This is a genomic window from Mesorhizobium sp. M4B.F.Ca.ET.058.02.1.1 (genome assembly GCF_003952505.1).
Classification (GTDB): Bacteria; Pseudomonadota; Alphaproteobacteria; order Rhizobiales; family Rhizobiaceae; genus Mesorhizobium.
In genome coordinates, this window is sequence record NZ_CP034450.1 from 2,713,621 (window position 1) to 2,739,310 (window position 25,690).

23 protein-coding genes are annotated in these 25,690 nt (G+C 64.8%); 13 read left to right on the plus strand and 10 right to left on the minus strand.

The window, feature by feature from the left end:
* Positions 1-10 precede the first annotated feature (10 nt).
* From EJ073_RS13575 to EJ073_RS13605, 7 genes are all read left to right on the plus strand, one after another.
* The gene (locus tag EJ073_RS13575; RefSeq protein ID WP_126056182.1) at positions 11-1,321 is read left to right on the plus strand and encodes an acyl-CoA dehydrogenase family protein; all 1,311 of its coding nucleotides are present in this window, start codon (positions 11-13) and stop codon (positions 1,319-1,321) included.
* Positions 1,322-1,327: 6 nt separating this feature from the next.
* Positions 1,328-2,617, plus strand: a complete 1,290-nt coding sequence (locus EJ073_RS13580) for an alpha/beta fold hydrolase (protein ID WP_126056183.1) — start codon at positions 1,328-1,330, stop codon at positions 2,615-2,617.
* Positions 2,614-3,303, plus strand: a complete 690-nt coding sequence (locus EJ073_RS13585) for a TetR/AcrR family transcriptional regulator (RefSeq protein ID WP_126056184.1) — start codon at positions 2,614-2,616, stop codon at positions 3,301-3,303. Before EJ073_RS13580 ends, EJ073_RS13585 begins: the two co-directional genes overlap by 4 nt.
* The gene (locus tag EJ073_RS13590; protein WP_126056185.1) at positions 3,293-4,633 is read left to right on the plus strand and encodes a glutamine synthetase family protein; all 1,341 of its coding nucleotides are present in this window, start codon (positions 3,293-3,295) and stop codon (positions 4,631-4,633) included. The genes EJ073_RS13585 and EJ073_RS13590 overlap by 11 nt, the downstream gene beginning before the upstream one ends.
* Before the next feature lie 6 nt (positions 4,634-4,639).
* On the plus strand, positions 4,640-5,806 hold the full coding sequence (locus EJ073_RS13595; RefSeq protein WP_190233854.1) for a LysR substrate-binding domain-containing protein: 1,167 nt from the start codon (positions 4,640-4,642) through the stop codon (positions 5,804-5,806).
* Positions 5,807-5,897: 91 nt separating this feature from the next.
* On the plus strand, positions 5,898-7,331 hold the full coding sequence (locus EJ073_RS13600; RefSeq protein ID WP_126056187.1) for an APC family permease: 1,434 nt from the start codon (positions 5,898-5,900) through the stop codon (positions 7,329-7,331).
* 154 nt (positions 7,332-7,485) lie between these two features.
* Positions 7,486-9,105: an AMP-binding protein gene (locus EJ073_RS13605; RefSeq protein WP_126056188.1), complete on the plus strand. Its 1,620-nt coding sequence runs from the start codon at positions 7,486-7,488 to the stop codon at positions 9,103-9,105.
* A gap of 87 nt (positions 9,106-9,192) precedes the next feature.
* On the opposite strand, the gene doeB is transcribed toward EJ073_RS13605, so the two are convergent.
* The 10 genes from doeB to EJ073_RS13660 form a co-directional block, all read right to left on the minus strand.
* Positions 9,193-10,194: a N(2)-acetyl-L-2,4-diaminobutanoate deacetylase DoeB gene (doeB, locus tag EJ073_RS13610; protein WP_126056189.1), complete on the minus strand. Its 1,002-nt coding sequence runs from the start codon at positions 10,192-10,194 to the stop codon at positions 9,193-9,195.
* Between the two features lie 5 nt (positions 10,195-10,199).
* The gene (gene doeA / locus EJ073_RS13615) at positions 10,200-11,378 is read right to left on the minus strand and encodes an ectoine hydrolase DoeA (RefSeq protein WP_126056190.1); all 1,179 of its coding nucleotides are present in this window, start codon (positions 11,376-11,378) and stop codon (positions 10,200-10,202) included.
* A gap of 38 nt (positions 11,379-11,416) precedes the next feature.
* Entirely contained in the window at positions 11,417-12,409 is a 993-nt protein-coding gene (locus tag EJ073_RS13620) for a cyclodeaminase (protein ID WP_126056191.1), read from the minus strand.
* Positions 12,406-13,401 (minus strand): hydroxyectoine utilization dehydratase EutB, encoded by a 996-nt coding sequence (eutB, locus tag EJ073_RS13625; protein WP_126056192.1) that lies wholly within the window; start codon positions 13,399-13,401, stop codon positions 12,406-12,408. Before eutB ends, EJ073_RS13620 begins: the two co-directional genes overlap by 4 nt.
* A 183-nt stretch (positions 13,402-13,584) precedes the next feature.
* Complete coding sequence (gene eutA / locus EJ073_RS13635) at positions 13,585-14,361, minus strand: ectoine utilization protein EutA (protein WP_126056193.1); 777 nt, start codon at positions 14,359-14,361, stop codon at positions 13,585-13,587.
* Between the two features lie 5 nt (positions 14,362-14,366).
* Positions 14,367-15,026, minus strand: coding sequence for an ectoine/hydroxyectoine ABC transporter permease subunit EhuD (ehuD, locus tag EJ073_RS13640; protein ID WP_126056194.1), 660 nt, complete (start codon positions 15,024-15,026; stop codon positions 14,367-14,369).
* Positions 15,026-15,685: an ectoine/hydroxyectoine ABC transporter permease subunit EhuC gene (gene ehuC, locus EJ073_RS13645; protein ID WP_126056195.1), complete on the minus strand. Its 660-nt coding sequence runs from the start codon at positions 15,683-15,685 to the stop codon at positions 15,026-15,028. Before ehuC ends, ehuD begins: the two co-directional genes overlap by 1 nt.
* 190 nt (positions 15,686-15,875) lie before the next feature.
* Positions 15,876-16,676, minus strand: a complete 801-nt coding sequence (gene ehuB, locus EJ073_RS13650) for an ectoine/hydroxyectoine ABC transporter substrate-binding protein EhuB (RefSeq protein WP_245455723.1) — start codon at positions 16,674-16,676, stop codon at positions 15,876-15,878.
* 148 nt (positions 16,677-16,824) lie between these two features.
* Positions 16,825-17,610 (minus strand): ectoine/hydroxyectoine ABC transporter ATP-binding protein EhuA, encoded by a 786-nt coding sequence (gene ehuA / locus EJ073_RS13655; RefSeq protein ID WP_126056197.1) that lies wholly within the window; start codon positions 17,608-17,610, stop codon positions 16,825-16,827.
* A 125-nt stretch (positions 17,611-17,735) separates the two neighbouring features.
* Positions 17,736-19,121: a PLP-dependent aminotransferase family protein gene (locus EJ073_RS13660; protein ID WP_126056198.1), complete on the minus strand. Its 1,386-nt coding sequence runs from the start codon at positions 19,119-19,121 to the stop codon at positions 17,736-17,738.
* Between the two features lie 83 nt (positions 19,122-19,204).
* Here EJ073_RS13660 and EJ073_RS13665 point away from each other — a divergent pair, with 83 nt between their 5' ends.
* From EJ073_RS13665 to EJ073_RS13690, 6 genes are all read left to right on the plus strand, one after another.
* Positions 19,205-19,696 (plus strand): Lrp/AsnC family transcriptional regulator, encoded by a 492-nt coding sequence (locus EJ073_RS13665; RefSeq protein ID WP_126056199.1) that lies wholly within the window; start codon positions 19,205-19,207, stop codon positions 19,694-19,696.
* 260 nt (positions 19,697-19,956) lie between these two features.
* Complete coding sequence (locus tag EJ073_RS13670; RefSeq protein ID WP_126056200.1) at positions 19,957-21,450, plus strand: NAD-dependent succinate-semialdehyde dehydrogenase; 1,494 nt, start codon at positions 19,957-19,959, stop codon at positions 21,448-21,450.
* Positions 21,451-21,486: 36 nt separating this feature from the next.
* Entirely contained in the window at positions 21,487-22,866 is a 1,380-nt protein-coding gene (locus tag EJ073_RS13675; protein ID WP_126056201.1) for an aspartate aminotransferase family protein, read from the plus strand.
* Between the two features lie 8 nt (positions 22,867-22,874).
* Positions 22,875-24,026 carry an alcohol dehydrogenase family protein gene (locus EJ073_RS13680; protein ID WP_126056202.1) on the plus strand — a complete coding sequence of 384 codons (1,152 nt, stop codon included), beginning with the start codon at positions 22,875-22,877 and terminating at the stop codon, positions 24,024-24,026.
* 176 nt (positions 24,027-24,202) lie between these two features.
* Positions 24,203-24,367 (plus strand): DUF3309 family protein, encoded by a 165-nt coding sequence (locus EJ073_RS13685; protein WP_126056203.1) that lies wholly within the window; start codon positions 24,203-24,205, stop codon positions 24,365-24,367.
* Between the two features lie 82 nt (positions 24,368-24,449).
* Entirely contained in the window at positions 24,450-25,664 is a 1,215-nt protein-coding gene (locus EJ073_RS13690; protein WP_126056204.1) for an FAD-binding oxidoreductase, read from the plus strand.
* The last annotated feature ends 26 nt before the right edge of the window (positions 25,665-25,690 follow it).

Sequence of the window (25,690 nt, forward strand, 5' to 3'; positions counted from 1 at the left end):
GGAGAAGACCATGAGCGACATTGCCGATTACTACGACCTCTCCCGCATCCGCCCGCAGGTGCAAGCCAAGCTGCGGCTGGTCAACGAGCTTGGCCGCGATAAATTCGCGTCGCGCGCCAAGGGGATCGACGATGACGCCTCCTTCCCGGTCGAGAACTACAAGGATTTGGCGGCTGACGGCTTTCTCGGGCTCTGCATCCCGGAGGAATTCGGTGGCTGGGGCTTCTCGATGTTCGAGTATGCCATGGTCGGCGCCGAGATCGGCAAATACTGCGGCGCCACCGCACTGACCTTCAACATGCACAACTCGTCCATGGCTTGGTCGCGTTTCATGTTCGATATGCCGAACCTGACGCCCCAGGAGAAGGCGGCATTCGCGCCGCTGCGCGAGCGCCAGTTCCGCCGCGCCATCGCCGAAAAGGCGATCTATTCGCAGCCTATCTCCGAGGGTGGCCAGAACTGGACCTCGAAGCCGAACCAGACGCAGTGCCGCAAGGTCGACGGCGGCTGGAAGATCAACGGCTTCAAGAAATTCGCCTCGCTGGCCGGCTATTGCGACTACTACACCATCGTTTGCACCGAGGTGTTCGAGGGCCGGGAGCCGCGCCACGAGGACACCATGCTGTTCGTCGTCCACAAGGATGCGCCGGGCCTCAGCGTCAAGGGCGACTGGGATCCGCTCGGCATGCGCGGCACCAACAGCCGCGACCTCATCCTCAAGGACGTCTTCGTCACCGAATTGGACCTGTTGATGCCGCGGGGCATCTTCGGCAAGACGCTGCCCAACTGGCCTCACATGATGGTGACCCTTTCGCCCACCTATATGGGTGTCGCGCAGGGCGCCTTCGACTTCATGGTCGACTATCTCAAGGGCAAGGTGCCCGGCCAGCCACCGATAGATCGGCGCATGTATGCGACCAAGCGTATCGCGGTGGGCAAGATGTACGCCCGGCTGGCGAACATGCGCGCGCTGTGGTGGCAGGCTTTCGGCGAGTCGAAAGGCTTTCCGACCAAGGGCGAGGTGCTGCGCATGTACGCCGCGCAATACAACGTCATGGAAGGCGCGGCCGAGATGACGTCGATGGCCATCCGCACCTGCGGCGGCCAGTCGATGCTGAAATCGCTGCCGCTGGAGCGTATGTACCGAGACAGCCGTTGCGGCGCGCTGATGCTGCCCTTCACATCCGAGATCATGGAGGACTACCTCTCGGTACTGGCGCTCTACGAGATGGACGAGATCGACTCCGCCCCTGGCGATGAAGGCGGCGCCCGTATGTCGCTGTGGCGCGGCGAGCACGGCGCCGCGCGGTCGGCCCGGTAGACGCCAATGGCGCGCGAAACGGTCGAGGTCGTCGGCGTCTCAGCCGCCTCGCCGGAGGCGGTGTGGTCCGTCGTTTCGGATTTCTGCGGACAATGGCACCCGGCCATCGCCACCATCTACGCCGAGCACGACGCACGCGGCACGCTGGTCCGCGCCTTTACCGCCCATGGGGAGGGTACCGTCTATCGCGAGCAACTCACCTGGCTGAGCGACAGCGACCGCACGCTTGCCTACACACATCTCGAAGGCATTGCCGGTGCGCAATCCTATGACGGCCGCATTGCCATTGGCGCCGGCGATCATGGCGGCAGCACGCTGCGCTGGAGCGCGCGGGTCGAAGCCGCGTCGCCGCGTCTGCAGGCGATTTGCGAGGGCACGAAGGCGATCTTCGAAGCGGGCATCGCCGCCCTGTCGGAGACAACGCTCGCTACCGACGCGGCGGAGCAGCCAAGGCCCCTGCCCGCCTCTGCCGCCACGCGGGACATAGTCATCGATGGCGAGCCTCGCCTCGCGCTAACGACGACGGATAGCGACGGGCCGCTCTGCCTGTTCCTGCACGGCATCGGCGGCTCGCGCGGCAACTGGCTGCCGCAACTCGCGGCCGCAGGCGGCGTTATGCGCGCGGCGGCACTCGACTTGCGCGGCTACGGCGACAGCGCGCTCGGGCGAATGCAGTCGACCGTAGGGGACTACTGCGACGACATCCTGCGCGTGAAGGAAGAACTTGGCGCCGATCGGCTGGTGCTGGTCGGCCTCTCCCTGGGCTCGTGGATCGCCACCTCCTTCGCCATGCGCCACCCGGAGATGCTGGCGGGGCTGGTCCTTTCGGGTGGCTGCACCGGCATGTCGGAGGCAAGCCTCGAGGAGCGTGAGACCTTCCGTGTCAGCCGCAAGGTGCCGCTGGATGCCGGCCAGACGCCGGCCGATTTCGCTCCCACGGTGGTGGAAGTGCTGGCGGGGCCGAACGCCTCCGACGCGGTGAAGGAACAGCTCTTCCGGTCGATGGCGGCGATCCCGTCCGCCACCTATCGCGACGCGCTCGTCTGCTTCACCAATCCCTCCGAGCGTTTCGATTTCTCGCGCCTGACCATGCCGGTGTTGATGATGACGGGCGAGCACGACCGGCTGGCGTCGCCATCGGAGATCCGCGGCGTTGCCGGACGAATACTCGACCAGGCCTTTCGGCCAGACATCCGCTACGAGACCATCGCGGATGCCGGCCATGTCTGCAATGTCGAGCAGCCCGCAGCCTACAGCCGCATCCTGCTGGACTTCCTGAGGAAACTGCCGCGATGACCGCCTTGTCCCGCCGACAGCAAAACAAAATCGAGCGCGAGCGGCGCATCCTGGAAGCCGCGCTGAAGGTCTTTTCCGAAATGGGCTATTCCGGCGCCAACATGGATGCCGTCGCTCTCGAGGCGAACTTGTCGAAGCCGACGCTTTACCAGTACTTCCAGTCCAAGGAGGCGCTGTTCTCGGCCATGATGCTTGGCGAGCGCGACCAGATGCTGGCGGTCTTCGAACATCCTTCCGATCGCGGCATGGTGGCGGACCTGCTGGAATTCTCATGGGACTACGCCGACACCGTGCTGCGTCCGGACCTCCTGTCGCTGGCAAGGCTCATCATCGGCGAGGTGCAACGCTTTCCGGAGATCGGCCGCGCCTATCAGGAGGTGGGGCCGGACCGCCTGCTGCGCGGCATCATGGATTATCTGGAAGGCCAGCGACGCGCCGGCCGGCTGGCCTTCGACGACGCCGAACTCGCCGCGCAGGATCTATGGGGCCTGATCCTGTCGGCGCCGCGCACGCAGGCCCTCTACATGCCGGACCACTCTCCCTCGCGCGCCGAGATCGCTCGTTATCTGCACAACGGCCTCAAGGTATTCCTCAAGGCCTATTCGACACAGCCCGAGACCGATCTCGCCGAACTCGCACGACTTATCGGCGCCCATTCCCTCAATCAGGTGCAACATGACGCTTGACGATTACCTGGCCGACCAGGCCAGCCGCTTTGCCACGGTCGCGATGACCGACACCAACGGGCTGCTGCGCGGGCAGATGGTCTCGGCCAACAGCCTCAAGGGCATTGCCAAGAACGGCATGGGCATGGCCCCCGCGCAACTGGCGCTGGACCCGACCGATGCGATGCTCATCATTCCTGGCGTCAATGACGATAAGGGTGATTTCCACGATGACCCGTTGCAGCTCGATCCCGGTTCCGCCCGCCGCCTGCCGTGGTCGAAGGCCGGGCATGACCTGCTGGTGCTGTCGAACTACACCGGCGCTTCAGCGCAGATATGCCCCCGCGCGATCCTGAAATCCGTTCTTGCCCGTGCCGGCGAAGCGGGGCTGGTGCCGAAATACGGAATGGAGCTGGAATACACGCTGTTCGACGAGACGCCGGAGAGCGCGAAGGCCAAGGGCTACCGCAATCTGAAAACCGCGACGGCGCATGCAAGCCACGACCTGATCCTTTACCAGGTCGTCCAGACCGAGTGGTACGAGGCCGTGGCCGCCATGTGCGAGCCGCTGAGGATCGACCTCGCCAAGATGCACGAGGAGATCGGCGCTGGTTTCATGGAGGCTTGCATCGGCGCCGGCGAAGGCCTGGAGCCGGCCGACCAGCTGGTTCTCCTGAAGAACTTCATCCGCGCGCTGGCGCTGCGGCAGGGCCGGTCGGTCACCTTCATGCCGCGCTGGAACGAAAAGGCGGATAGCCAGTCGATCCACCTGCACATCAGCCTGAAGGACAAGACAGGCAGATCGCTGTTCTGGGACGCGAAGGAGAAGAACGGCGTCAGCCGCACTTTCCGCCACTTCCTCGGCGGCCTGCAGGCCTATGTCGGCGACACGACGCTGGTCTTCCAGCCGACGGTGAACAGCTACCGGCGTTTCGCCCCCGGCACCTTCGCGCCACCCGGCCTGACATGGGGTTTCGAAAACCGCACCACCTGCTTTCGCCTCGTCGGTCACGACGCGGGGTCCCTGCGGGTGGAAAATCGCCTGCCCGGTGCAGACTCCAATCCCTACCTCTCCGCCGCCGCAACCATCGCGGCCGGGGTTGCTGGCGTCATCGGTGAGATCGAGCCTAATCCCGAAACCATCGGCTCGGGTTATGCGCAGCAACCCGCCCGCGACTTCGCCCGCTCGATGCCGGAGGCGATCGACCGGCTGCGCGGCTCCGCCTTCGCCAAGGACTGGCTGGGCGCACGCTTTGTCGAGGCGTTCACGGCCACCCGCGAAAGCCAGCACAACGAGTTCCGCCGCAAGGTTCCGGACGTCGAACTGGAACGCTTCTTCGACCTGGGGTGAATGACCATGGATACCGATCTGCGCGCCCGTTTCATCGAAGGCATGAGCCGCGTGGCCGCCGCCGTCACCGTGGTGACCACGGACGGCGAGGCAGGTCGTTTCGGTGTGACCGTTTCATCGATGACGTCAGTGTCCGCCGATACCAGCCGGCCTTCATTGCTGATCAGCGTCCATCACCTCAGCCCGGCATGCGAGGCGATCAAGAAGAACAGGCGGTTCTGCGCCAATGTGCTCAGCGGCAACCAGAGTTTCGTCTCGGATCTCTTCTCCGGCCGCCTCAAGCATTTGAACCAGGACCGGTTCGACGCGATCGCCTGGCATCCCGGCGTGACTGGCGCGCCGATCATCGATGGCGCCGTCGTTTCCCTCGACTGCGAACTCAAGACGGCGCTGATGTGGGGAACCCATTTCCTCTTTATCGGCGAGGCCGGGACCATCGACCTTTCGGCGCAGCGCTCGCCGCTGGTCTATGGCAATCGCGGCTATCGGCGCGCCATCCCGATCGCGCCGGATGACCATCGGCCGCCACACCCGGAGAACCATCTCAGCATCGGCTTCTTCATCACGCTTGGACCGCAATTCGTGCCGGGCCTCGTCGCCGGCTTCGCCAGCCAGCAGCCGGATGTCGACATCCGCCTTCTGGAAGCCGACCATGACGATCTCATCGAGCAGATGCGCGCCGGCAGGATTGAGGCAGCGATCACTTTCGGGGCGGTGAACGAACCTGACCTCGATGCCGAACTTGTCTGCCCTCCGGCTCCGCATGTGCTGTTGAACGCCACCCACGCGCTGGCCGGCAGATTCAGTCTGCGGCTCAGCGATTTGGCTGATCTGCCCATGATCCTGCTGGATTATCCCTCGGTGCGCTCGGCCACGGACACCCTGTTCAAGCGCGGCGGGCTGCAGCCGCACATCCGCTTCCAGTCGCCTTCCTTCGCCATGGTGCGCGGCCTGGTCGCGCAGGGTCTTGGGTATTCGATCGTCCCGCAGGCGCCGCAGGCCAGGACCGCGCCCGACGGCAAGGAGATCCTCGCCATACCGCTGGACGAGGACTTCCCGGAAGGAGCGGTCGTGGCGATTACGCCACGCGGCAACGGCCGCAGCGAATGGGTCGGGCAGTTTCTGGCCAAATGCCGGGGGTCCTTCGGGCATGCCGCCAACGGAGGGGGATGACGGCCGGACGAAACGGCCGAGCCGTAACAGACACCAACAAACAATGGACCGGTCAATCGGCCATGGGGAACAGAGAGGGAGAACGACAGAAATGAGTACCGCAGGAAGCAATCAACTTCGCAGGAATTCGCTAGGCCTGATCGCCGTGACCTTCATGGTGATCTCGGCGGCGGCTCCGCTGACCGGCGTAGCCGGCGCGATGCCGCTGGCGTTCATGCTTGGCAATGGCGCCGGTATTCCAGCGACCTTCATTTTCGTGACGCTGGTGATGCTCGCCTTTTCGGCCGGTTACGTGGCCATGTCGCGGCATGTCACGAATGCCGGCGCCTTCTACGCCTATGCCGCGCGCGGTCTCGGCGGGCGCTCCGCCGGCGCCGTGGCGGTCGTCGCGCTGGTCGCCTACAACGCCATGCAGTTCGGACTGATCGGTCTGCTGGGTGGCATCGCCTCCGGTGTCTTCAGCGAGCTCGGACTGGTCCTGCCCTGGTGGGGATGGAGCCTGATCGCCGTCGTCCTGGTCGCCATTTTGGGCTACCGTCAGGTTGATCTGTCGGCAAAGGTCCTGGTCGTTGCCGTCGCGCTCGAATATCTGATTGTCCTGATTGTCGACTTTGCAATTCTCGGCAAGGGCGGCGCCAATGGGCTGGCGCTGAATATCTTCGACCCGAATGCGATGTTTTCGGGTTCGCTGACCGCTGCGATCCTGTTTTGCCTGGGCTCCTTCATCGGCTTCGAAGCAACCACGATCTATGCCGAGGAAGCCCGAGACCCGGAAAGCACCATTCCGCGCGCCACTTATCTTTCGGTGCTGATGATCGGCATATTCTTCGTGTTCACCACCTGGCTGATGATCGTTGGCATAGGTGCCGACAAACTGGTCCCGACCATCCAGGGCTATGGCGATCCTTCAGCGCTCTTCTTCGATCTGGCCGGGCGCTATGTCGGCGGGCCGATACCGACGATTGCCGGCATCTTGCTCGTATCGAGCCTCTTTGCCGCGTTGTCGGCCTTCCACAACTACATCGCCCGATACAGCTACGTGGCAGGACGCGAAGGCCTGTTGCCCGCCGCCTTCGGGCGCACCCATGCAGATCACCAGAGCCCCCACATCGGTTCGGTCGTGCAGACGATCGGCGCCCTGATCGTGCTGGCGATCTTTGCCGGCCTCGGGCTCGATCCGGTGCTCAACATGTTCACCTGGATCAGCCAGGTCGGCACGCTCGGCGTGCTCGGCATGATGACCGTCACCTCGCTTTCGGTGATCGTCTTCTTCCGCAACAAGCAGGCTGGCGCGCCGGCGCTGTCGACTGTGGTCCTGCCTGCCTTGTCGGGGCTGATCATGGCGGCCCTGTTCGTCTACATCTTCCTGCATTTTGGCGACCTCACCGGCACCACCGGCGGCGCGCTCGGGCTCATCCTGCCGGCATTGATCCCGGCCGCCGCCGTGGTCGGATATGGGCTGTCGCTGCGACTGGAGAGGGCAGATCCGGCCCGCTTCGCCCGCATGGGTGAAAATCAGGCCTGATATTGCCTATGCGGAAGCGTGCGTGGTCGCGCTTCCGCCAGCAAACGGAAGTGATATCAGCGCCAAACATTTTAAGCTTTAAACAACTGGACTCCTGTGCCACCGTCGGCTGGTCGTTTCCATTGCACATTTCACGACGGGTGGAGGTTTGCGAATGCTTGGTCGGTCTGCACATGTCGATACGTTCGCGCGTGACAATCTTCCGCCCGGCGATCAATGGCCGGACCTTCCGCTCGATGGGTTCGACTATCCGGAGCATCTGAATGCCGCGGTCGAGCTTACCGATCGGCAGGTCGAGCGCGGCTTCGGTGATCATGTCGCGCTGATCGGCAACGGTCGCCGCAGGACCTACAAGGAACTGTCCGACTGGACCAACCGCCTGGCGCACGCGCTCGTAGAGAACTACGGCCTGCGGCCGGGCAACCGCGTACTGATCCGCTCAGCCAACAACCCGGCAATGGTGGCGTGCTGGCTGGCCGCCACCAAGGCAGGCGCGGTCGTGGTCAACACCATGCCGATGCTGCGATCAGGCGAACTGTCACAGATCGTGGACAAGGCCGAGATCACGCTTGCGTTATGCGATACGCGGCTGATGGACGAGATGGTGGCTTGCGCCAAGGACAGCCGCTTCCTCAAGCAGGTCGTCGGCTTCGATGGCACGGCCAATCACGACGCAGAACTCGACCGCGCGGCGCTCGACAAGCCGGTCGTCTTCGATGCGGTGGAGACCGGCCGCGACGACGTGGCCCTGCTTGGGTTCACCTCGGGCACCACCGGCTCGCCGAAGGCGACGATGCATTTTCATCGGGACCTGCTGATCATCGCCGACGGTTATGCGCGCGACGTGCTGCAGGTCACGACCGAGGACATTTTCGTCGGCTCGCCGCCGATCGCCTTCACCTTCGGCCTTGGCGGACTTGCCATTTTCCCGCTCCGCTTCGGCGCCACGGCGACGCTGCTGGAGCACGCCTCTCCGGCCAACATGATCGAGATCATCGAGAAATATGGCGCGACCATCGTATTCACGGCTCCGACGGCCTACAGGGCGATGATCGCCGCGCTCGATGAAGGGGCCAATCTTTCGTCGCTGCGGATCGCGGTCTCTGCCGGTGAAACCCTTCCCGCGCCGGTGTTCGAGGCCTGGGTGCAACGGACCGGTAAGCCGATTGTGGACGGCATCGGCGCAACCGAGATGCTGCATATCTTCATTTCCAACCGGCTGGACGATCTCGCGCCGGGCAGGACCGGGCATCCGGTTGCCGGCTACGAGGCCCGGATCGTCGATGCCGATATGAACGAGTTGCCGCGTGGCGAGGTCGGCCGGCTTGCCGTCCGTGGCCCGACGGGATGCCGGTACCTGAATGATCCCCGGCAGAAGGACTATGTGCGCGACGGCTGGAACCTGACCGGAGATTCATTCATCCAGGACGAAGACGGCTATTTCCATTTCGCCGCCCGATCGGACGACATGATAGTCTCCGCTGGCTACAACATCGCGGGTCCCGAAGTTGAGGCGGCGTTGCTTTGTCACCCCGATGTCAGGGAATGCGCGGTCATCGGCATACCGGACGTGGATCGGGGGCAGATCGTCGAGGCACATGTCGTCCTGAGCGATGGGATCGAGCCTGGCGAACTGGAACGAAAGCTCCTGCAGGACCATGTCAAAGCCACCATCGCCCCTTATAAATATCCGCGATCGATCAAGTTCACCGACGCGCTTCCCAAGACCCAGACCGGTAAGATCCAGCGGTTCAGGTTGAAGGTAAAACAATAGTCGGCAAGGATGATGCATGCGATGCGGTGTTCGTAGAGGCTTTGCCGATTTGCGCGCCTTGGTACGCCAAAGCCCCCTGCGACAAGGTCACGGGACCAAAACGCCAATCACAGCGGCACAGTCCCCCGCTTTGACCAAGCCCGGAAAGTGACGTGCGGCCAGCAGGCCCGACAGTCTCGCCTTGATTTCCCGGGGCGCGTTGCCGGTGCGGCCGGTTGAATGAACGCGCGCCACGACCTGACCCTCTTCAACCGTCTCCCCGAGATCGACCATGGTCTCGATCATGCCGTCGTCTTCGGCAAAGGCAAAGCAATCGCCGGACGGCATATCGAGCCATTGTGTTTGAGTCTTCTCGACCGCACCATCGACGATACCGGCATGGCGAAGCACATTGACCACACCCCGACGCGCGATGCGCACGGTTTCGGCGCGAGACGTGCCGCCGCCGCCGAGCTCGGTGGTGACGAACACCTTGCCCATCGCCTCGGCGGCCGTATCGTACATGCCGACCGCATCGATCTCCGTCATGCGCATCGAGAAGGGCGCGGAAAAGGCCTCGACGGCCGCGAAAGCCTTCTCCTCCTGCGCCTTGTCGGGAAGCGTGTGGGCGGCGCAGAACGGCACGAAGTCGAGCGTCTTGCCGCCCGAGTGGAAATCGAAGACGATGTCCGCGCGGGGAAGCAGATCGCGTTGAAAATAGTCGGCGATCTTCTCCGTCACCGTGCCATCGGGCCGGCCAGGGAAGCTACGGTTCATGTTGCCCTTGTCGATCGGCGAAGTCCGCGTGCCGGCGCGGAAGGCCGGATAGTTCATTGCCGGCACGATGATCACGGTACCGGCGACGTCCTTCGGATCGAGCGTGCGGGCAAGATCGTAGAGCGCCAGCGGCCCCTCATACTCGTCGCCGTGATTGCCGCCGGTGAGAAGCGCCGTCGGTCCCTTGCCGTTGCGGATGACACAGACCGGGATCATCACCGAGCCCCAGGCGGAATCGTCGCGGCTGTAGGGCAGGCGCAGGAAGCCGTGCTGGACGCCGTCCTTGTCGAAATCGACGGTCGGGGCGATCGGTGAGGGACGCAAGGCCGGCATCGGGATCAATCCTTCGCGACCAGCTTGCGCGGCACATTGGCCAGGCACTCGACGCCGGTCTCGGTGATCAGGATGGATTCGGTGATCTCTAGCCCCATCGTCTCCAGCCATAGGCCGGTCATGAAATGGAAGGTCATGCCGGGCTGGAGCTCGGTGCGGTCGCCGGGGCGCAGGCTCATGGTGCGCTCGCCCCAGTCCGGCGGATAGGAGATGCCGATCGGGTAGCCGGTTCGGTTGTCCTTGACGATGCCGTACTTCTTCAAGACGGCGAAAAAGGCATTGGCGATGTCTTCGCAGGTGTTGCCCGGCTTTGCGGCGGCAAGGCCTGCCTCCATGCCTTCCAGCGTCGCCTTCTCGGCATCGAGGAAGGCCTGCGTCGGCTTGCCGAGGAAGACGGTGCGCGACAGCGGACAATGGTAGCGGTTGTAGCAGCCGGCGATCTCGAAGAAGGTGCCCTCGCTGGCCTTCATCGGCCGGTCGTCCCAGGTCAGATGCGGCGCCGAGGCGTCGGCGCCCGACGGCAGCAGCGGCACGATCGCCGGATAGTCGCCGCCGATCCCATCGACGCCGCGGGTGCCGGCATCGTAGATCTCGGCGACCAGATCGCATTTGCGCATGCCGACCTCTATTCTGTCGACGATGCGCTGGTGCATGGCCTCGACGATGCGGGCGGCCCTGCGCATGTAGTCGATCTCGGTCGGGCTCTTTACCGCGCGCTGCCAGTTGACCAGCGCTGTCGCATCGACGAAGCGGGCGTTGGGCAGATGCTTCTGCAGGGCGGCGAAGGCGGCGGCCGAGAACCAGTAATTGTCCATCTCGACGCCGATGGTCAGCTTGCCCCAGCCGCGATCGGAAAGCACGCTGGACAAGAAGTCCATCGGGTGGCGCTCGGTCGACTGCACATAGTGGTCGGCGTAGCCGATGATGTTGTCGTGAGCGAGGTAGGCGGTACGCTTGGCGCCATTGGCGTCCTGGCCGCGGCCATACCAGACCGGCTCGCCCGAAGGCGGCACGATGACCGCCTGGTGGACATAGAACGACCAGCCGTCGTAACCCGTCAGCCAGGCCATGTTGGAGGGATCGCTGACGATCAGCAGATCGACCCCCTTGGCCGCCATGGCTTGCCTTGTCTTGGCGAGGCGATCCGCATATTCGCCGCGCGTGAATTTAAGGTTCGGCTGCATTGTTCTTGATCCTCGTTTGTTGGGCCTGGCGGCCGGTATCAGCTTTCGAAAATGGTGCCGGCATTGGCCGCTTGGGCGCGGTCACGGGCCAAGGTGGCGATCGCCGTGTCCTGCACGCCGGTGCCGGTGAGGTCGGCGATGGTGATGTCGCTGTCCGAGCGCCGGCCGTGCTTGTCGCCGGCGATGATCTGGCCGAGTTCGGTCACATCGGCGTCGGCCGTCATCACCCCTGTCGCGATGGCATGATGCAGTTCGCCGAGCCGTTTGGTTTGCCTGGCGCTGTCGGCAACATAGAGATCGGCCATGCGCAGGATCGCCGGCGCGATCTCGTTCTTGTGCTCGGCATCCGAGCCCATGGCGGTGATGTGCTGGCCGGCCACGACGAAGCCGGCCTTGATCAGCGGCTCGGTCGATGGCGTCGTTGTGACGATGATGTCGGCGCCGGCTGCCGCCTTCGCCGCGTCCGGTTCGGCGCGCACCAGGATGCCGAGCTTCTCGCGCAGGCTGGCGGCGGCCACCTCGGCCTTGGCGGCATCGCGCGCCCAGATGCGGGCCTCCTCGATTGGCCGCACCAGGCGCAGCGCCTCGAGCTGCAGCCCGGCCTGCAAACCAGCGCCGAAGATCGCCGCCACGGTAGAGTCTTCGCGCGATAGATGCTTGGCCGCGACCGCGCCTGCGGCGGCGGTGCGGATGTCCGTCAGATAGCCATTGTCGAGCAGCAGCGCCTCGACCACTCCGGTTTTCGCCGAGAGCAACACCATCATGCCGCCGCCGCTCGGCAGGCCGAGCTTCGGATTGTCGAAGAAGCCGGAGCTGATCTTGACGGCGAAGCCGTCGATGCCGGGCACATAGGCGGACTTAACGTCGACCTCGCCGTGATGTTCGGGAATGTCGAGACGCAGGATCGGCGGCATCGCCACCGGCAGGGTGGCAAGCGCGCGGAAGGCGTTCTCGACGCAGGCGGCGGTATCGAGATCCAGGGTCACAATGTTGCGCAGTTCGGCCTCGGTGAGGATCATCATCCGGCTCATGCGGCACGCTCCACGGTTGATGGCGCCTCGCCGCAGACGATCTTCCTGTGCAGCGCCATGTCGATGTTGCGGCCGGAAAGGATGAGCACGGCAGGCCCGGCCGTCTTGACCTTGCCGGCAAGCAGCGCTGCGATGCCGACGGCACCGGCGCCTTCGACGATTTCGCGCTCCTGCTCATAGGCATGACGGATGCCGGTGGCGATCTCGTCCTCGGAGAGCAGGATAACATCGTCGAGCAGGTTGCGGCACATTCCAAAGGTCAGCCGGTTGTCGAGCCCGATGCCGCCGCCGAGCGAATCCGCCAGCGTCGGCAGTTCCTCGACCTCGACGGGACGGCCGGCGTCGAGGCTCGCCTTCATCGCCGCGCCCCGCGCCATCGACACCCCGATGACCTTGGAGCCGGGGCTGACCCCCTTGACGGCGGCGGCGACGCCCGAAGCCAGCCCGCCGCCAGACAGCGGCACCAGCACGCTTGCGGCGTCCGGAACCTGCTCGATGATCTCCAGACCGAGCGTGCCCTGGCCGGCGATGATGTCGGCGTGGTCGAAGGGCGGCAGCATGACCAGGCCTTGTTCGGCGACCAGCCTGTCGACCTCGGTTTGCGCATCGTCCTGGCTGTTGCCGACGATGCGTATCTCGGCGCCGAGGCGGCGGATCGCGTCGAGCTTGTTCTCGGGCACCAGCCGCGACATGCAGATCACCGCGCGGATGGCTTCGAGCCTCGCCGCATGCGCGAGCGCCCGGCCATGATTGCCGGTTGAGGCGGCGACCACACCGCGCGTCTTATCCTCAGGGCTTAGTGAAGCGATCGCGTTCGAGGCGCCGCGCAATTTGAAGGCGCCAGTGGTCTGATGGTGCTCGAGCTTGAGGTGGATGGGTTGGCCGACGCGATCCGTAAGGCTTTGCGACTGCACGGTTGGCGTGCGCTCGACCTTGCCGGCGATTCGCTCTCGGGCGGCGCGGATGTCGGCGAGGGTGGTGGCGCTCGTCATCGGGCGACCCCTTCTGGCCTGCCGGCCATCTCCCCCTCAAGGGGGGAGATAAGCAGCTTTGGCGCTGGCGCTCTTCCTGTGACTTCAGCGATTGGCGAAAGCCGGGCCGCAGTTGATCTCCCCCCTTGAGGGGGAGATGGCCGGCAGGCCAGAGGGGGTCGCTCGTGAATGCGGGACATCATCTTACTGCACCAGCGACTTCGTCATCAGCCGGCCGAACTGAGGCCGCGCCGTGGCGTCGCCGCACAGTCTGAGGCAATTCCAGGCGCTGGCCTGGTTGCTGGTGACGACCGGGCGGCCGATCGCCCGTTCCATGCCGGCGACCGCGAGCGCCGAGCGCAGCGCAGTGCAGGACACGAACAGCGCGTCAGCCTCGGCATCGGTTGCCTTGCCGGCCAGTTCGACAAGCGCGGCCGGCGGGATGCGCGCCATCTCGCGGTCGTCCTCGAAGCCGAGGCAGGTGAAGCTCACGATCTCGAAGCCGCGCCCGGCGAAATAGGCCGCCATCGGCCGGCTGGTCTCGACCGTGTAGGGGGTGAGCATGCTGATCCGTTTCGCGCCCAGCGCCTTCAGCCCGCGCACACCGGCCATCGGCGGCGTCACCACGGCAACGCCGGGCCTGGCGGCCCGGATCGCCGCCTCGATCTCGGCGTCGCCGATCACCACCGAGGCCGAGGTGCAGGAATAGCAGACGGCGTCGAGCGGCTCGTCCGGCAGGATGAGCGCGGCGGCGGCCTCCAGCTCCGGCTGCATCCTGCGCAGGTTCTCCGGCGTGGTCGGGTTCTTGTAGGGGATGCGGGCGACGTAGACGCCGATCCGCTCGCTCGCCACCATGCGATGGAAATCCGGCTCGCTGGTGTGGTCGGTGGCAAGGATGATCAGGCCGACGCGCTTTGCCAGCGGGCGCGCATCGAGGGCCGGCCTTGTCGGCAACAGCCTGATTTCGGGCAGCGGTTTCATCAAGACTACCTTTCGATCTTGCCGTAGCGATGTTCCAGCCAGCGCAGCAGCACGACCGAGAAAAGGCTGATGATCAGGAAGAAGGCGCCAACCAGCGTCATTGGCTCGACGTAGCGGTAATAGGTGTTGGCGACGCTCTTGGCCTGGTTCATCAGCTCCAGCACGGTGATCGCCGAGAGCAGCGGCGTCTCCTTGAACATGGCGATGAAGTAATTGGCCAAGGCCGGGATCATCGGCGGGATGGCCTGCGGCAGGATGATGTGCGTCCAGGTCTGGCCGGCGCCGAGATTGCAGGCCTTGGCCGCTTCCCACTGGCCGCGCGGGACGTTGTCGATGCCGGCGCGGTAGACCTCCGCCGTATAGGTGCCGTAGTGCAGGCCGAGCCCGATGACGCCGGCCACCAGCGGCGGCAGCAGGATGCCGAAGTCGGGAAGCACGTAGAAGATGAAATAGAGCTGCACCAGCAGCGGTGTGCCGCGGATGAATTCGGCGAGGAAGCCGACGGTGCGCGACACGGCCCGGTTCGGCGAGCGCCGCGCCAGCGCGATGGCCAGTCCGACCATCGCCGCCAGCACCGAGCCGAGCAGCGTCGCCAGGATGGTAATCTTCACCCCCTGGATCAGAGTCGGCAGGATCTCCCTGACGAAGTTCCAGTCCCAATCCATCAGACGCGCACTCCGTCGATGCCGCGCGCCATGCGGCGTTCCAGCGAGCGCACGCCCCAGGAGATGGCGAGCGCCAGCACGAAATAGATGATCAAGATGGTGGTGAACGGCATCAGCGTGTTGCCGGTCTGCGAGCGCACCACCTGCGCCTGGAAGGTGAGGTCGGCGAGCGAGATAAGCGAGACGACGGAGGTCGCCTTGAGCAGTTCGATGGCGTTGTTGCCGAAGGTCGGGAGCATGACCAGCAGCGCCTGCGGCAGGATGACATGGCGCATGCCTTGCCAGCGGCCGAGGTTGAGCGCGGTGCAGGCTTCGTACTGCTCGCGGCCGACCGACTGGATGGCGCCGCGCACCACTTCCGCCGCATAGGCGCCGACATTCAGGCCCAGCGCCAGCACGCCGGCCTGCAAAGGCGTCAGAGAAATGCCGGCAAGGGGCAGGACGAAATAGGCCCAGAACAGCTGCACGAAGATCGAGGTGCCGCGGAAGAACTCGATATAGGCGGTGGCCAGCGCGCGCAGCACGAAGAAGCGCGACAGCCGCCCCATGCCGGCCAGGAAGGCCATGATCAGCGCAAGCACCGACCCCATCAGCGTCAGCTCGATGGTGACAAGCGCTCCCTGCAATATCAGGCCGAGATAGCCGGACCACTGGGTCATTTTGCGTTTAGGACTTCCTGTCGTTTGCGGTTATGCGGGGCAGCCGCGACAGCCCCTTCTCCCCGTTCACGGGGAGAAGATGCCGGCAGGCAGATGAGGGGCAGAGCCGCCTTCTGATACCTTGGCGCTGCCCCTCATCCGTCACTTCATGACACCTTCTCCCCGTGAACGAGAGAAGGAAGAAAGCGCCCTACTTCGCCGCGCAGAGCTTTTCGCGCGTCGTCGACATCGCGGCGGCGGCCGAGAAGCCGTAGGGCTCAATGATCTTGGCGAACTCGCCGGACTTCTTCAGCTTGGCGAGTTCGACATCGTAGGCATCGCGCAGCGCCTCGTCGCCTTTCTTGAAGGCTGCGCCGTCGCAATAGACCGGCGCGCCCAGCACCGGAGCGATGACTTCGAGGTTCGGATCATTGGCCTTCTTGACCAGGTCATTGATCGACAGCACGGGCAGCGAATAGGCGTCGATGCGGCCGTCCTGCAGCATCTTCAGGCCGCTCTGGCCGTCCGGCACGACGATGACGCGCTCGCGCGGCACACCGGCATTGAGCGCCAGCTTTTCCTCGGTGCCGCCGCCCGGGGCGCCGATGGTGGCGGACGAGTCCTTGGCGACGTCCTCATAGCTCTTGAAGCCCTTCGGATTGCCCTTCTTCACCAGCATTGCCTCGGCGTCGCACAGCACCGGCTCGGAATAGGCGACCGCCGCGCAACGCTCCGGCTTCATGAACAGGCCGGCGGTGACGACGTCGAAACGGCCAGCCTGCAAACCCGGGATCATGGCGCCATATTCGGAGATCGAGGCGACGATGTCGTTGACGCCGAGGCGCTTGAATATCTCGCGCGCCACATCCGGCGCGGCGCCCGAGACCTTGCCGTCGGCGGCGACAGCCGTGTAGGGCGGCTCGTTGGCGATGGCGACGCGGGCGAAGCCCTGCCCCTTCAATTGCTCGAGCTTGGCGTCGTCGGCCGAACGCGCGCCGGAGGCCAGCAGCATCGTTGTCGCCGCGAGGCCGGCGACGCCGGCCAGAATGGCAAGTTTCTTCATCGTTCCCAACTCCTTGTTGTTGTCTTGGTTGTTCGGTTTAGGCGCTCAGGTTCCGCGGACGGCTTCTTCGCCTTGGGGACGGCTTTTTCCCCGTTGGTCAGACGCGATGTCCGGCCGCGATGATCTTCTTCAGGAAGCCCTGCGTGCGCTCCTGTTTCGGGTGGCGGAAAATCTCATCGGGCTTGCCTTCCTCGACGATGCGGCCGCGGTCGAAGAACAGCACCCGGTCGGCGAAGTCGTGGGCAAAGCCCATTTCGTGGGTGACGAGCAGCATCGTCATGTCGGTCTCGGCGGCGAGCTTGCGCATGACGTTGAGCACCTCCTCGACCAGTTCCGGATCGAGCGCCGAGGTGACCTCGTCGAACAGCATGATCTTCGGCGACAAAGCCAGCGCGCGGGCGATCGCCACGCGCTGCTTCTGGCCGCCTGAAAGCTGCGCCGGCATGCTCTTGGCCTTGTCGGCCATGCCGACCATGTCGAGCAGTTCCATCGCCCGCTTCTCGGCGGCGGCGCGAGCGACGCCCTTGGTCAGCATCGGCGCCAGGGTGACGTTGTCCATGACGCATTTGTGCGGAAACAGATTGAACAACTGGAAGACCATGCCGATCTTCTGGCGCATTTTTGCGAGGTGCCGCTCATCTGCCGGCAGTAGCTGGCCGTTGCGCTCCATGTGGTAGAGCTGCTCGCCGTCGATCTGGATGTGGCCGCCATCGATCTTCTCCAGCGTCATCAGGATGCGCAGGATCGTCGTCTTGCCGGAGCCGGACGGACCGATCAGCGCCAGCTTCTCACCCGGCATGACCTGCATCGACAGGCCGTCCAGCACCTTGAAGGCACCGAAGCTTTTCGAAATGGCGTCAACCTTGATGATGGGTGCGGGCAATCAATTTCCCCGTTCTGGAGAAGCCTATGCCCTTAACGATGCGGAACGCGCCAAATCATGTCAATTAGGAAAATAATATCATGACAATATTTCCGGCACGGCACAAAATCAGGGCAATTCGCGCATCAGATGGCGAGCAGCAGATGCTCCGCATCGCCAAGCAGGAGCTTGGCGACAACGCTCAGGCCCGCGCGCAGTTCCCCTTCGGTTGTAGAGCCGAGAGAAATGCGCACGGCCGGATGCCAGGGTGACTCGGCGATGCGGAAGGAGGTGCCGGGTGCGATCGCCACGCCGCGCAGGCGGGCCTGCGAGACAAAGCTCTCCTCGGCGCGGTCGCCGGGAAGCTCGAGCCACAGATGCAGCCCGTCGCGCTGGACGCGGTAGTCGATGCCGGCCAGCACTTGCGAAGCGATGTCCTGGCGCCGCCTGAGCGCCGAGCGCTGCCAGCGGACGAGCTCCATCGCCGTCCCGTCGGTGACCCAGCGCGTGGCGATCTCGGCCACCATCGGCGTCGCCATCCAGTTCGAGACGAGGTGGCGATTGGCCACCGCCGCGACATAGCGGTCTGGCGCGGCCAGGTAACCGATCCGCAGCCCGGGCACGGTGATCTTGGTGAAGGAGGTGACATAGAGCGTGCGCTCGGGCGCAAAGGCGGCTACCGGCGGCGGCCGGTCCTCGACCAGCGGCCCCAGCACGTCGTTCTCGATGATGGCGATGTCGTGCTTGCGCGCCACGGCCGCAATCTCCTCGCGCCGCCTGGCGTCCATCAGCGTCGCCGTCGGGTTGATGACCGAGGGCTGCACGAAGACGGCGCGGATGTCGGAAAGGCGGCAGGCCTCGTCGAGCGCTTCCGGGATGAGGCCGTTGCCGTCGATCGGCAGGCCTTCGAGGTTGAAGCCGAGATAGCGCGCGAGCGGCACCAGCGTATGGTGGCCAATGGCCTCGGTGGCGACCGTCGAGCCGGGCGGCGCCACGCTCATCAGCGCCACTGTCATGCCGGCGGTGGCGCCGTTGGTCAGGCTGACGTTCTGCGGCGAGGCGTCGAGGCCGCAGAGGCGCAGCCACTCGACCGCCACGGCGCGGTGGCGCGGAAAGACCATGTTCGGGCGGAAGGACAGCGCCGAGCTCGCCGGCAGGTTTTCGGCGAGCCAGCCCAGCGCCTGCTTCAGCCGCTCCAGGTGCATCGGCTCGCAGACCGGCTTGAGGATCGAGAGGTCGATGACCTCGCCCAGTCGCTCGGGAATGTAGGGCGGCTCCTCCTCGCGGCGTTGCGTCTGGACGAAGCTGCCGCGGCCGATCTCGCCGGAGATAAGGCCGCGCCGAATCAGCTCCTCATAGGCGCGGCTCACCGTTTGCACTGACAAATTCAGGTCTTCGGCCAGCCGGCGATGCGTCGGCAGACGGGCGCCATTGGCGAGGCGCCCGTCATGGATGGCGCGGGCAAACTGGTCGGCGAGCGACTGATAGGCCGGGCGGCGGATGAGGGCGGGATCTGGCTGCCACAATGTCATGACTTATTAGAGATCGAAATCAGTGCAATTGACAATCGAAATCATGCGCCGCCATGGTGGCGGGCAGCAAAAGGTGGACGCCGATGGCCGCAGCGAAACTCGATCCGATCGACCTCAAAATCCTCGACGCCATCCAGCGCGACGGGCGCATCACCAAGCTGGCCCTGGCCGACAAGGTCGGCCTGTCGCCGACGCCCTGCTGGATGCGGCTGCGCAAGCTGGAAAAGGCCGGCATCGTGGCCGGCTACCATGCCTCGATCGCCATGCGCACGATCGCGCCGGTGGCGACCGTGCTGATGGAGGTGACGCTAGCCAGCCACCGCCAGGCCGATTTTGACCGCTTCGAGCGCGTCATCCGCGACATCCCCGAGATCGTTGCCTGCTGGTCGGTCGGCGGCGGCGTTGACTACGTGCTGAAGGTGATGGCGCGCGACATCGATGCCTATCAGCGACTGGTCGACGCCCTGCTTGAGCGCGAGATCGGAATCGACCGCTACTTCACCTACATCGTCACCAAGACAGTGAAGGAGGGGACCGTGCTGCCGGTGGCGGATTTGTTGCCGGGGCAAGGGTGAGGGCTCAGCAAGGCCCCCTCATCCGCCGCTTCGCGGCCACCTTCTCCCCGAGGGGAGAGGTCGGATTGCCCCGATTGCCCTCGCAATTCGGTTGGCAATCCGGGTGAGGGCCTCTGTCTCAGTTGCGGTGGCTAGAGAGATCGCCCTGCTCTCCCGGCGAATAGAGACAATCTCTCTACCTGCGGCTGCCGAAACAGCCTCTCTGTCTCGGCCACGGGGCTAGTTTCTCCACATCGCCTTGGCACCCGGAGACCTGATCGATGTCCGCGCATCTTGCTTGCACGAACCGCCATGAAGCGCTCGACCGGCTTGCCGACCGTCGGCTGCTGCGTGCGCTCGCCTATGTCGACGGCCATTGGACGGCGAGCGAGGCGGCGGAAAGTTTCGAGGTGACCGATCCCGCGACCGGCGCCACCATCGCCTTCATTGCCGCGCTAGATTCCGGGCAGACGACAGAGGCGATCGATGCCGCGTCCCGCGCCTTTCCCGCCTGGCGGGCATTGCTACCGCAGGAGCGCTCGAAGATTTTGCGAAAATGGTTCGAGCTGATCATTGCCGCCAAAGAGGATCTGGCGCTGCTTATGACGCTCGAACAAGGCAAGCCGCTGAAGGAGTCGCTCGGCGAGATCGACTATGCCGCCTCCTTCGTCGAGTGGTACGCCGAGGAAGCTAAACGCCTCAACGCCGAAAACGTCACCAGCCATCTGCCGGGCGCCGAGATGATGGTCCGGCGCGAGCCGCTCGGCGTCGTCGGCGTCGTCACACCGTGGAATTTTCCATCGGCTATGCTCACCCGCAAGGCGGCCGCCGCCCTTGCCGCCGGCTGCACCATCGTCGCGCACCCCTCCTCAGAAACGCCGCTGTCGGCGCTGGCGCTGGCCGAACTCGGCGAGCGCGCCGGTCTTCCCGCCGGTGTCTTCAACGTCGTCACCGGCAATGCCCGCGCAATCGTCGGGCGGATGTGCGAAGATGTCCGCGTGCGCGCCATGAGCTTCACCGGCTCGACCGAAATCGGCCGGCTGATCGCCGCGCAAAGTGCGCCGACCATGAAGCGACTGATCATGGAGCTCGGCGGCCATGCACCGCTGATCGTGTTCGACGACGCCGATATCGACAAAGCGGTTGCGATCGCGCTCGACGCCAAATTCGCCACCTCCGGCCAGGATTGCCTGGCCGCCAACCGGATCTATGTGCAGCGGCCGCTCTATGACCGCTTCTGCGCCGCGTTCGCCCACCGCATCGAGCGGCTCCGCACCGGCAATGGGCTTTCTGGCGACGCCGATATCGGTCCGCTGATGCATGAGCGCGCCGTCAAGAAGGTGGAGGAGCAGGTGGCCGATGCACTCGCGCGCGGGGCGCGGTGTCTCGCCGGCGGCAAGCGCCACGCCGCCGGCCCGCTGTTCTACCAGCCGACGCTGCTTGTCGACGTGCCGGACGAAGCCCTGATCATGCGCGACGAAACCTTCGGCCCGGTCGCCGCGGTGACGCCCTTCGACGACGAGGCAGAGGTCGTCGCCCGCGCCAACGCTACCGAATATGGGCTCGTCGCCTATGTCGTGACCGAAAGCGGCGCCCGGCAGGCGCGCATGGGCCGCGCGCTGGATTACGGCATGGTCGCCATCAACCGGGTGAAGATCACCGGCGCGCCGATCCCGTTCGGCGGCGTCAAGCAGTCCGGCATCGGCCGCGAAGGCTCGCGCCACGGATCAGAGGCCTTTACCGACCTAAAATACCTGTGTCTCGATGTGGCCTAGGACCGCCCGGACCGCCGTCCTCAAGGAGTGAAAAAGATGCTTGAACAATCCAACGAACTCTCAGCCTGGGACCGTGACCACTTCTTCCATCCCTCGACGCATATGGGCACGCATGCGCGGGGCGAGTCACCGGCGCGCGTCATGGCCGGCGGTGAGGGCGTCACCGTCTGGGACAACAATGGCAAGAAAAGCATCGACGCCTTCGCCGGGCTCTATTGCGTCAATGTCGGTTATGGCCGCCAGAAGATCGCCGATGCCATTGCCACCCAGGCAAAGAGCCTCGCCTACTACCACGCCTATGTCGGCCACGGCACCGAGGCCTCGATCACGCTCGCCAAGATGATCGTCGACCGTGCGCCCGAGGGCATGTCGAGGGTGTATTTCGGGCTCTCCGGCTCGGACGCCAACGAGACCAACATCAAGCTGATCTGGTACTACAACAACGTGCTCGGCCGGCCGGAGAAGAAGAAGATCATCTCGCGCTGGCGCGGCTATCACGGCTCGGGCGTGATGACGGGCTCGCTGACCGGGCTCGACCTGTTCCACAACGCCTTCGACCTGCCGCGCGCGCCGATCCTGCACACCGAGGCGCCCTATTACTTCCGCCGCGCCGACCGCTCGCAGAGCGAGGAGCAATTCTCGCAATATTGCGCCGACAAGCTGGAAGAAATGATCCTCGCCGAAGGTCCGGAGACGGTCGCGGCCCTCATCGGCGAGCCGATCCTCGGCACCGGCGGCATCGTGCCGCCGCCGGCCGGTTACTGGGAAAAGATCCAGGCGGTGCTGAAGAAGTACGACGTGCTGCTCGTCGCCGACGAGGTGGTGACCGGCTTCGGCAGGCTCGGCACGATGTTCGGCTCCCACCATTACGGTATCAAGCCGGACCTAATCACCATCGCCAAGGGCCTGACCTCTGCCTATGCGCCGCTTTCCGGCGTCATCGTCTCCGACAAGGTCTGGCAGGTGCTGGTCAAAGGCTCCGACAAGCTCGGCTCGCTCGGCCATGGCTGGACCTATTCGGCGCATCCGATCTGCGTTGCCGCGGGCGTCGCCAATCTCGAACTGATCGACGAGATGGACCTGGTCAGGAACGCCGGCGAGACCGGCGCCTATTTCCGCGCCGAGCTTGCCAAGGCGGTCGGCGGCCACAAACATGTCGGGGAGGTGCGTGGCGACGGGATGCTGGCGGCGATCGAATTCGTCAAGGACCGCGACGACCGCGCCTTCTTCGATCCGGCGCTGAAAGTGGGGCCGCAGATCGCCACGGCACTCGCCGCAAGCGGCGTCCTCGGCCGCGCCATGCCGCAGGGCGACATCCTCGGCTTCGCGCCGCCGCTCTGCCTGACGCGCGAGGAAGCCGACACGGTGGTGGCGAAGACAGCGGACGCGGTGAACGCCGTGTTTGCCAGCCTCTGAGACGGGGGATGAATGCCGTGACCAGAACCATTCCGGCCACAATGGCCGCGGTCCAGCTCACCGGCCATGGCGGTCCGGAAAAGCTCGTCTACCGCACCGACGTCAAGGTGCCTTGGCCGGCTGCCGGCGAGGTGCTGGTCCAGGTCAGCGCCTGCGGCATGAACAACACCGACGTCTGGGTGCGGCAGGGCGCCTATGGCACGGAAGAGGACGCGGCGGCGGTGTCGACCTGGCGCCGGCAGGGCAACACGCTTGTTTTCCCGCGCATCCAGGGCACCGACACGGTGGGGACCATCGCCGCCGTCGGCGACGGCGTCTCGCCCGACCGTATCGGCGAGCGGGTGATGGTCGACTTTTCCATCTACAACCGCGACGACAATTCGCTGGCCGACATCGACTATATGGGCCATGGCCGCGACGGCGGTTACGCCGAGTATCAGACCTTGCCGGCCGAGAACGCGCATGTCGTCGACACCTATATGAGCGACGTCGAGCTCGCCACCTTCTGCTGCGCATATCTGACCGGCGAGCAGATGCTGGAGCGCGCGGCACTGAAAGCCGGCGAACTTGTGCTGGTCACCGGCGCTTCCGGCGGCGTCGGCTCGGGTATCGTGCAGTTGGCGCGGGCGCGCGGCGCCATCCCCTATGCCATTGTCGGCAAGGGCAAGGAGCAGGCGGTGCTCGATATCGGCGCCGAAAAGGTGATCACGCGCGGGGTGGCCGACCTGCCGGCCGCCGTTAGCGAAGCGACGGGCGGAAAACCGATCGACGTGGTCGCCGACCTTGTCGGCGGCGCCATCTTCAACGACCTGTTGCGCATCCTGCGGCCCGAGGGGCGCTACACCACGGCTGGCGCTATCGCCGGTCCAGTGGTGCAGTTGGATCTCCGTACCATGTACCTGAAGCAGCTGCAGCTGCACGGCTCGAGCCAGGGCACGCGGGCGGATTTTCGCCGCATCGTCCGCTACATCGAAGACAAAAAGATTCGGCCGCTGGTCGGTGGCGTCTACAAACTGTCTGACTTCCACCGCGCGCAGACGGATTTCGTGGCGAAGGACTTTGTCGGCAAGCTTGTCGTGGTGCCGGACGCGATGTGGAACCGCGGCGAAGATAACTGGTCGGGGACCGAACCGAGATCAGCTCAAATTGCAATTGAATAGTGCCATCTTGAGTCATCGCAGCTGACGCCATTCTCTACCTCAGCGCAACGAGGCGACAACAGACAAACCCAAGGTAATCAGTCCTCCCGGGAACAGTAGCGCTGTTTTCGAGTTGATAGTCTGATCAACCAGCAGCTCTTTTGCAGGATGCACGACAGGGCGAACGGGAGAGTTCCATGGGTCTCGGCACAATTCTGATAGTTCTGCTAATTCTTGTTTTGCTTGGCGGCTTCAGCGGCCTCGGCGGCGGTCCGTTTTACGGCACCGGTTATTACGGCGGCGGCGGCCTTGGGTTGGTATTGCTGATCGTCATCATCCTGGTTGTGCTCGGCCGCCTCTAGCGCCGCTGAGGCAGACATAGCGTTGCCCGCTGATCGAGCAGGGATCGGCGGGCAATTGGCGATGGCGACCGCGGAGGGAGCATTGGGCCGCAAACTCGACCTCAGAAGCGGCCGGCCGGTCTGGTTCGCCTATCGCGCGCCGCCCGTCCGAGTGGGAAAGCTGACACGAGACGTAAAGAGCGAAGTGCTGGTCGTCGGCATGGGCATCAGCGGCGCCATGATGGCGGAGGCGCTGACGCGTGCGGGCCATGAAGTGATGTGCATCGATCGACGCGGCCCGGTTCTCGGATCAACCTCGGCGACGACGGCGCTGGTGCAGTTCGAACTTGATCAACCGCTGGTCAAACTTTCCGCCATCAAGGGCAAGCTCGACGCCGCGCGCGCATGGCGGCGCTCGCGCTTGGCGGTGATCAACCTTCGCGGGCGGATCGCCGAACTCGGCATCGACTGCACCCTCGCCAACCCGCCTTCACTCTATCTGGCGGGCAACATGCTTGGTCCGGCGGAATTGCGCGCCGAAAGCAACGCACGCCGGCAGGCCGGGATTGCCGCGACTTATCTGACCCGCCAGACTCTGGCCGACAGTTTCGGAATCGATCGCGCAGCAGCCATCCTCAGCCACGACAACATTGCGCTCGATCCGCGCAAGCTCACAGCCGGACTGTTGCTGCGGGCTTTGGGGCGGAAGGCACGTCTTTATGCGCCAGTGCAAGCGACCGAGATCGAGCACGGTCGCGATCAGGTTGTTGTCAAAACCAGTCTCGGTCCGACGATCTCGGCACGACATCTGGTGCTGGCAACCGGCTATGAGTTGACCGACATCATTCCGGCGACCGCGCACAGCATCGTTTCAACCTGGGCGATCGCCACGAACCGCCAGCCCCAAGGCCTATGGCCTGCGACTACTCTGCTATGGGAGGCATCGGAGCCGTATCTTTACGTTCGGACAACGGCAGACGGCCGGGTCATTTGTGGTGGTGAGGACGAGGATTTCACCGATGAGGAGCATCGCGACGCAATGATCGCCGAAAAGGCCCAGCGCCTGGCGGCCAAGCTGGGCCATCTGTTGCCAAAGCTGGACACCAGACCGGAATTTGCATGGACCGGCTCCTTCGGCACCACGACCTCCGGCCTGCCCTATATAGGCGCCCTGCCCCGCTTCCCACGCATTCACGCCGTGATGGGCTATGGCGGCAACGGCATCACCTTCTCGCAGATCGCTTCTGAGATGGTTTCATCTGCGATTGGCGGCCTCCAGGACATCGATTCCGAGCTTTTTGCGTTCCGCGGCTGCTAGATCGACAGGCGAGAGCGCCGAAGGCC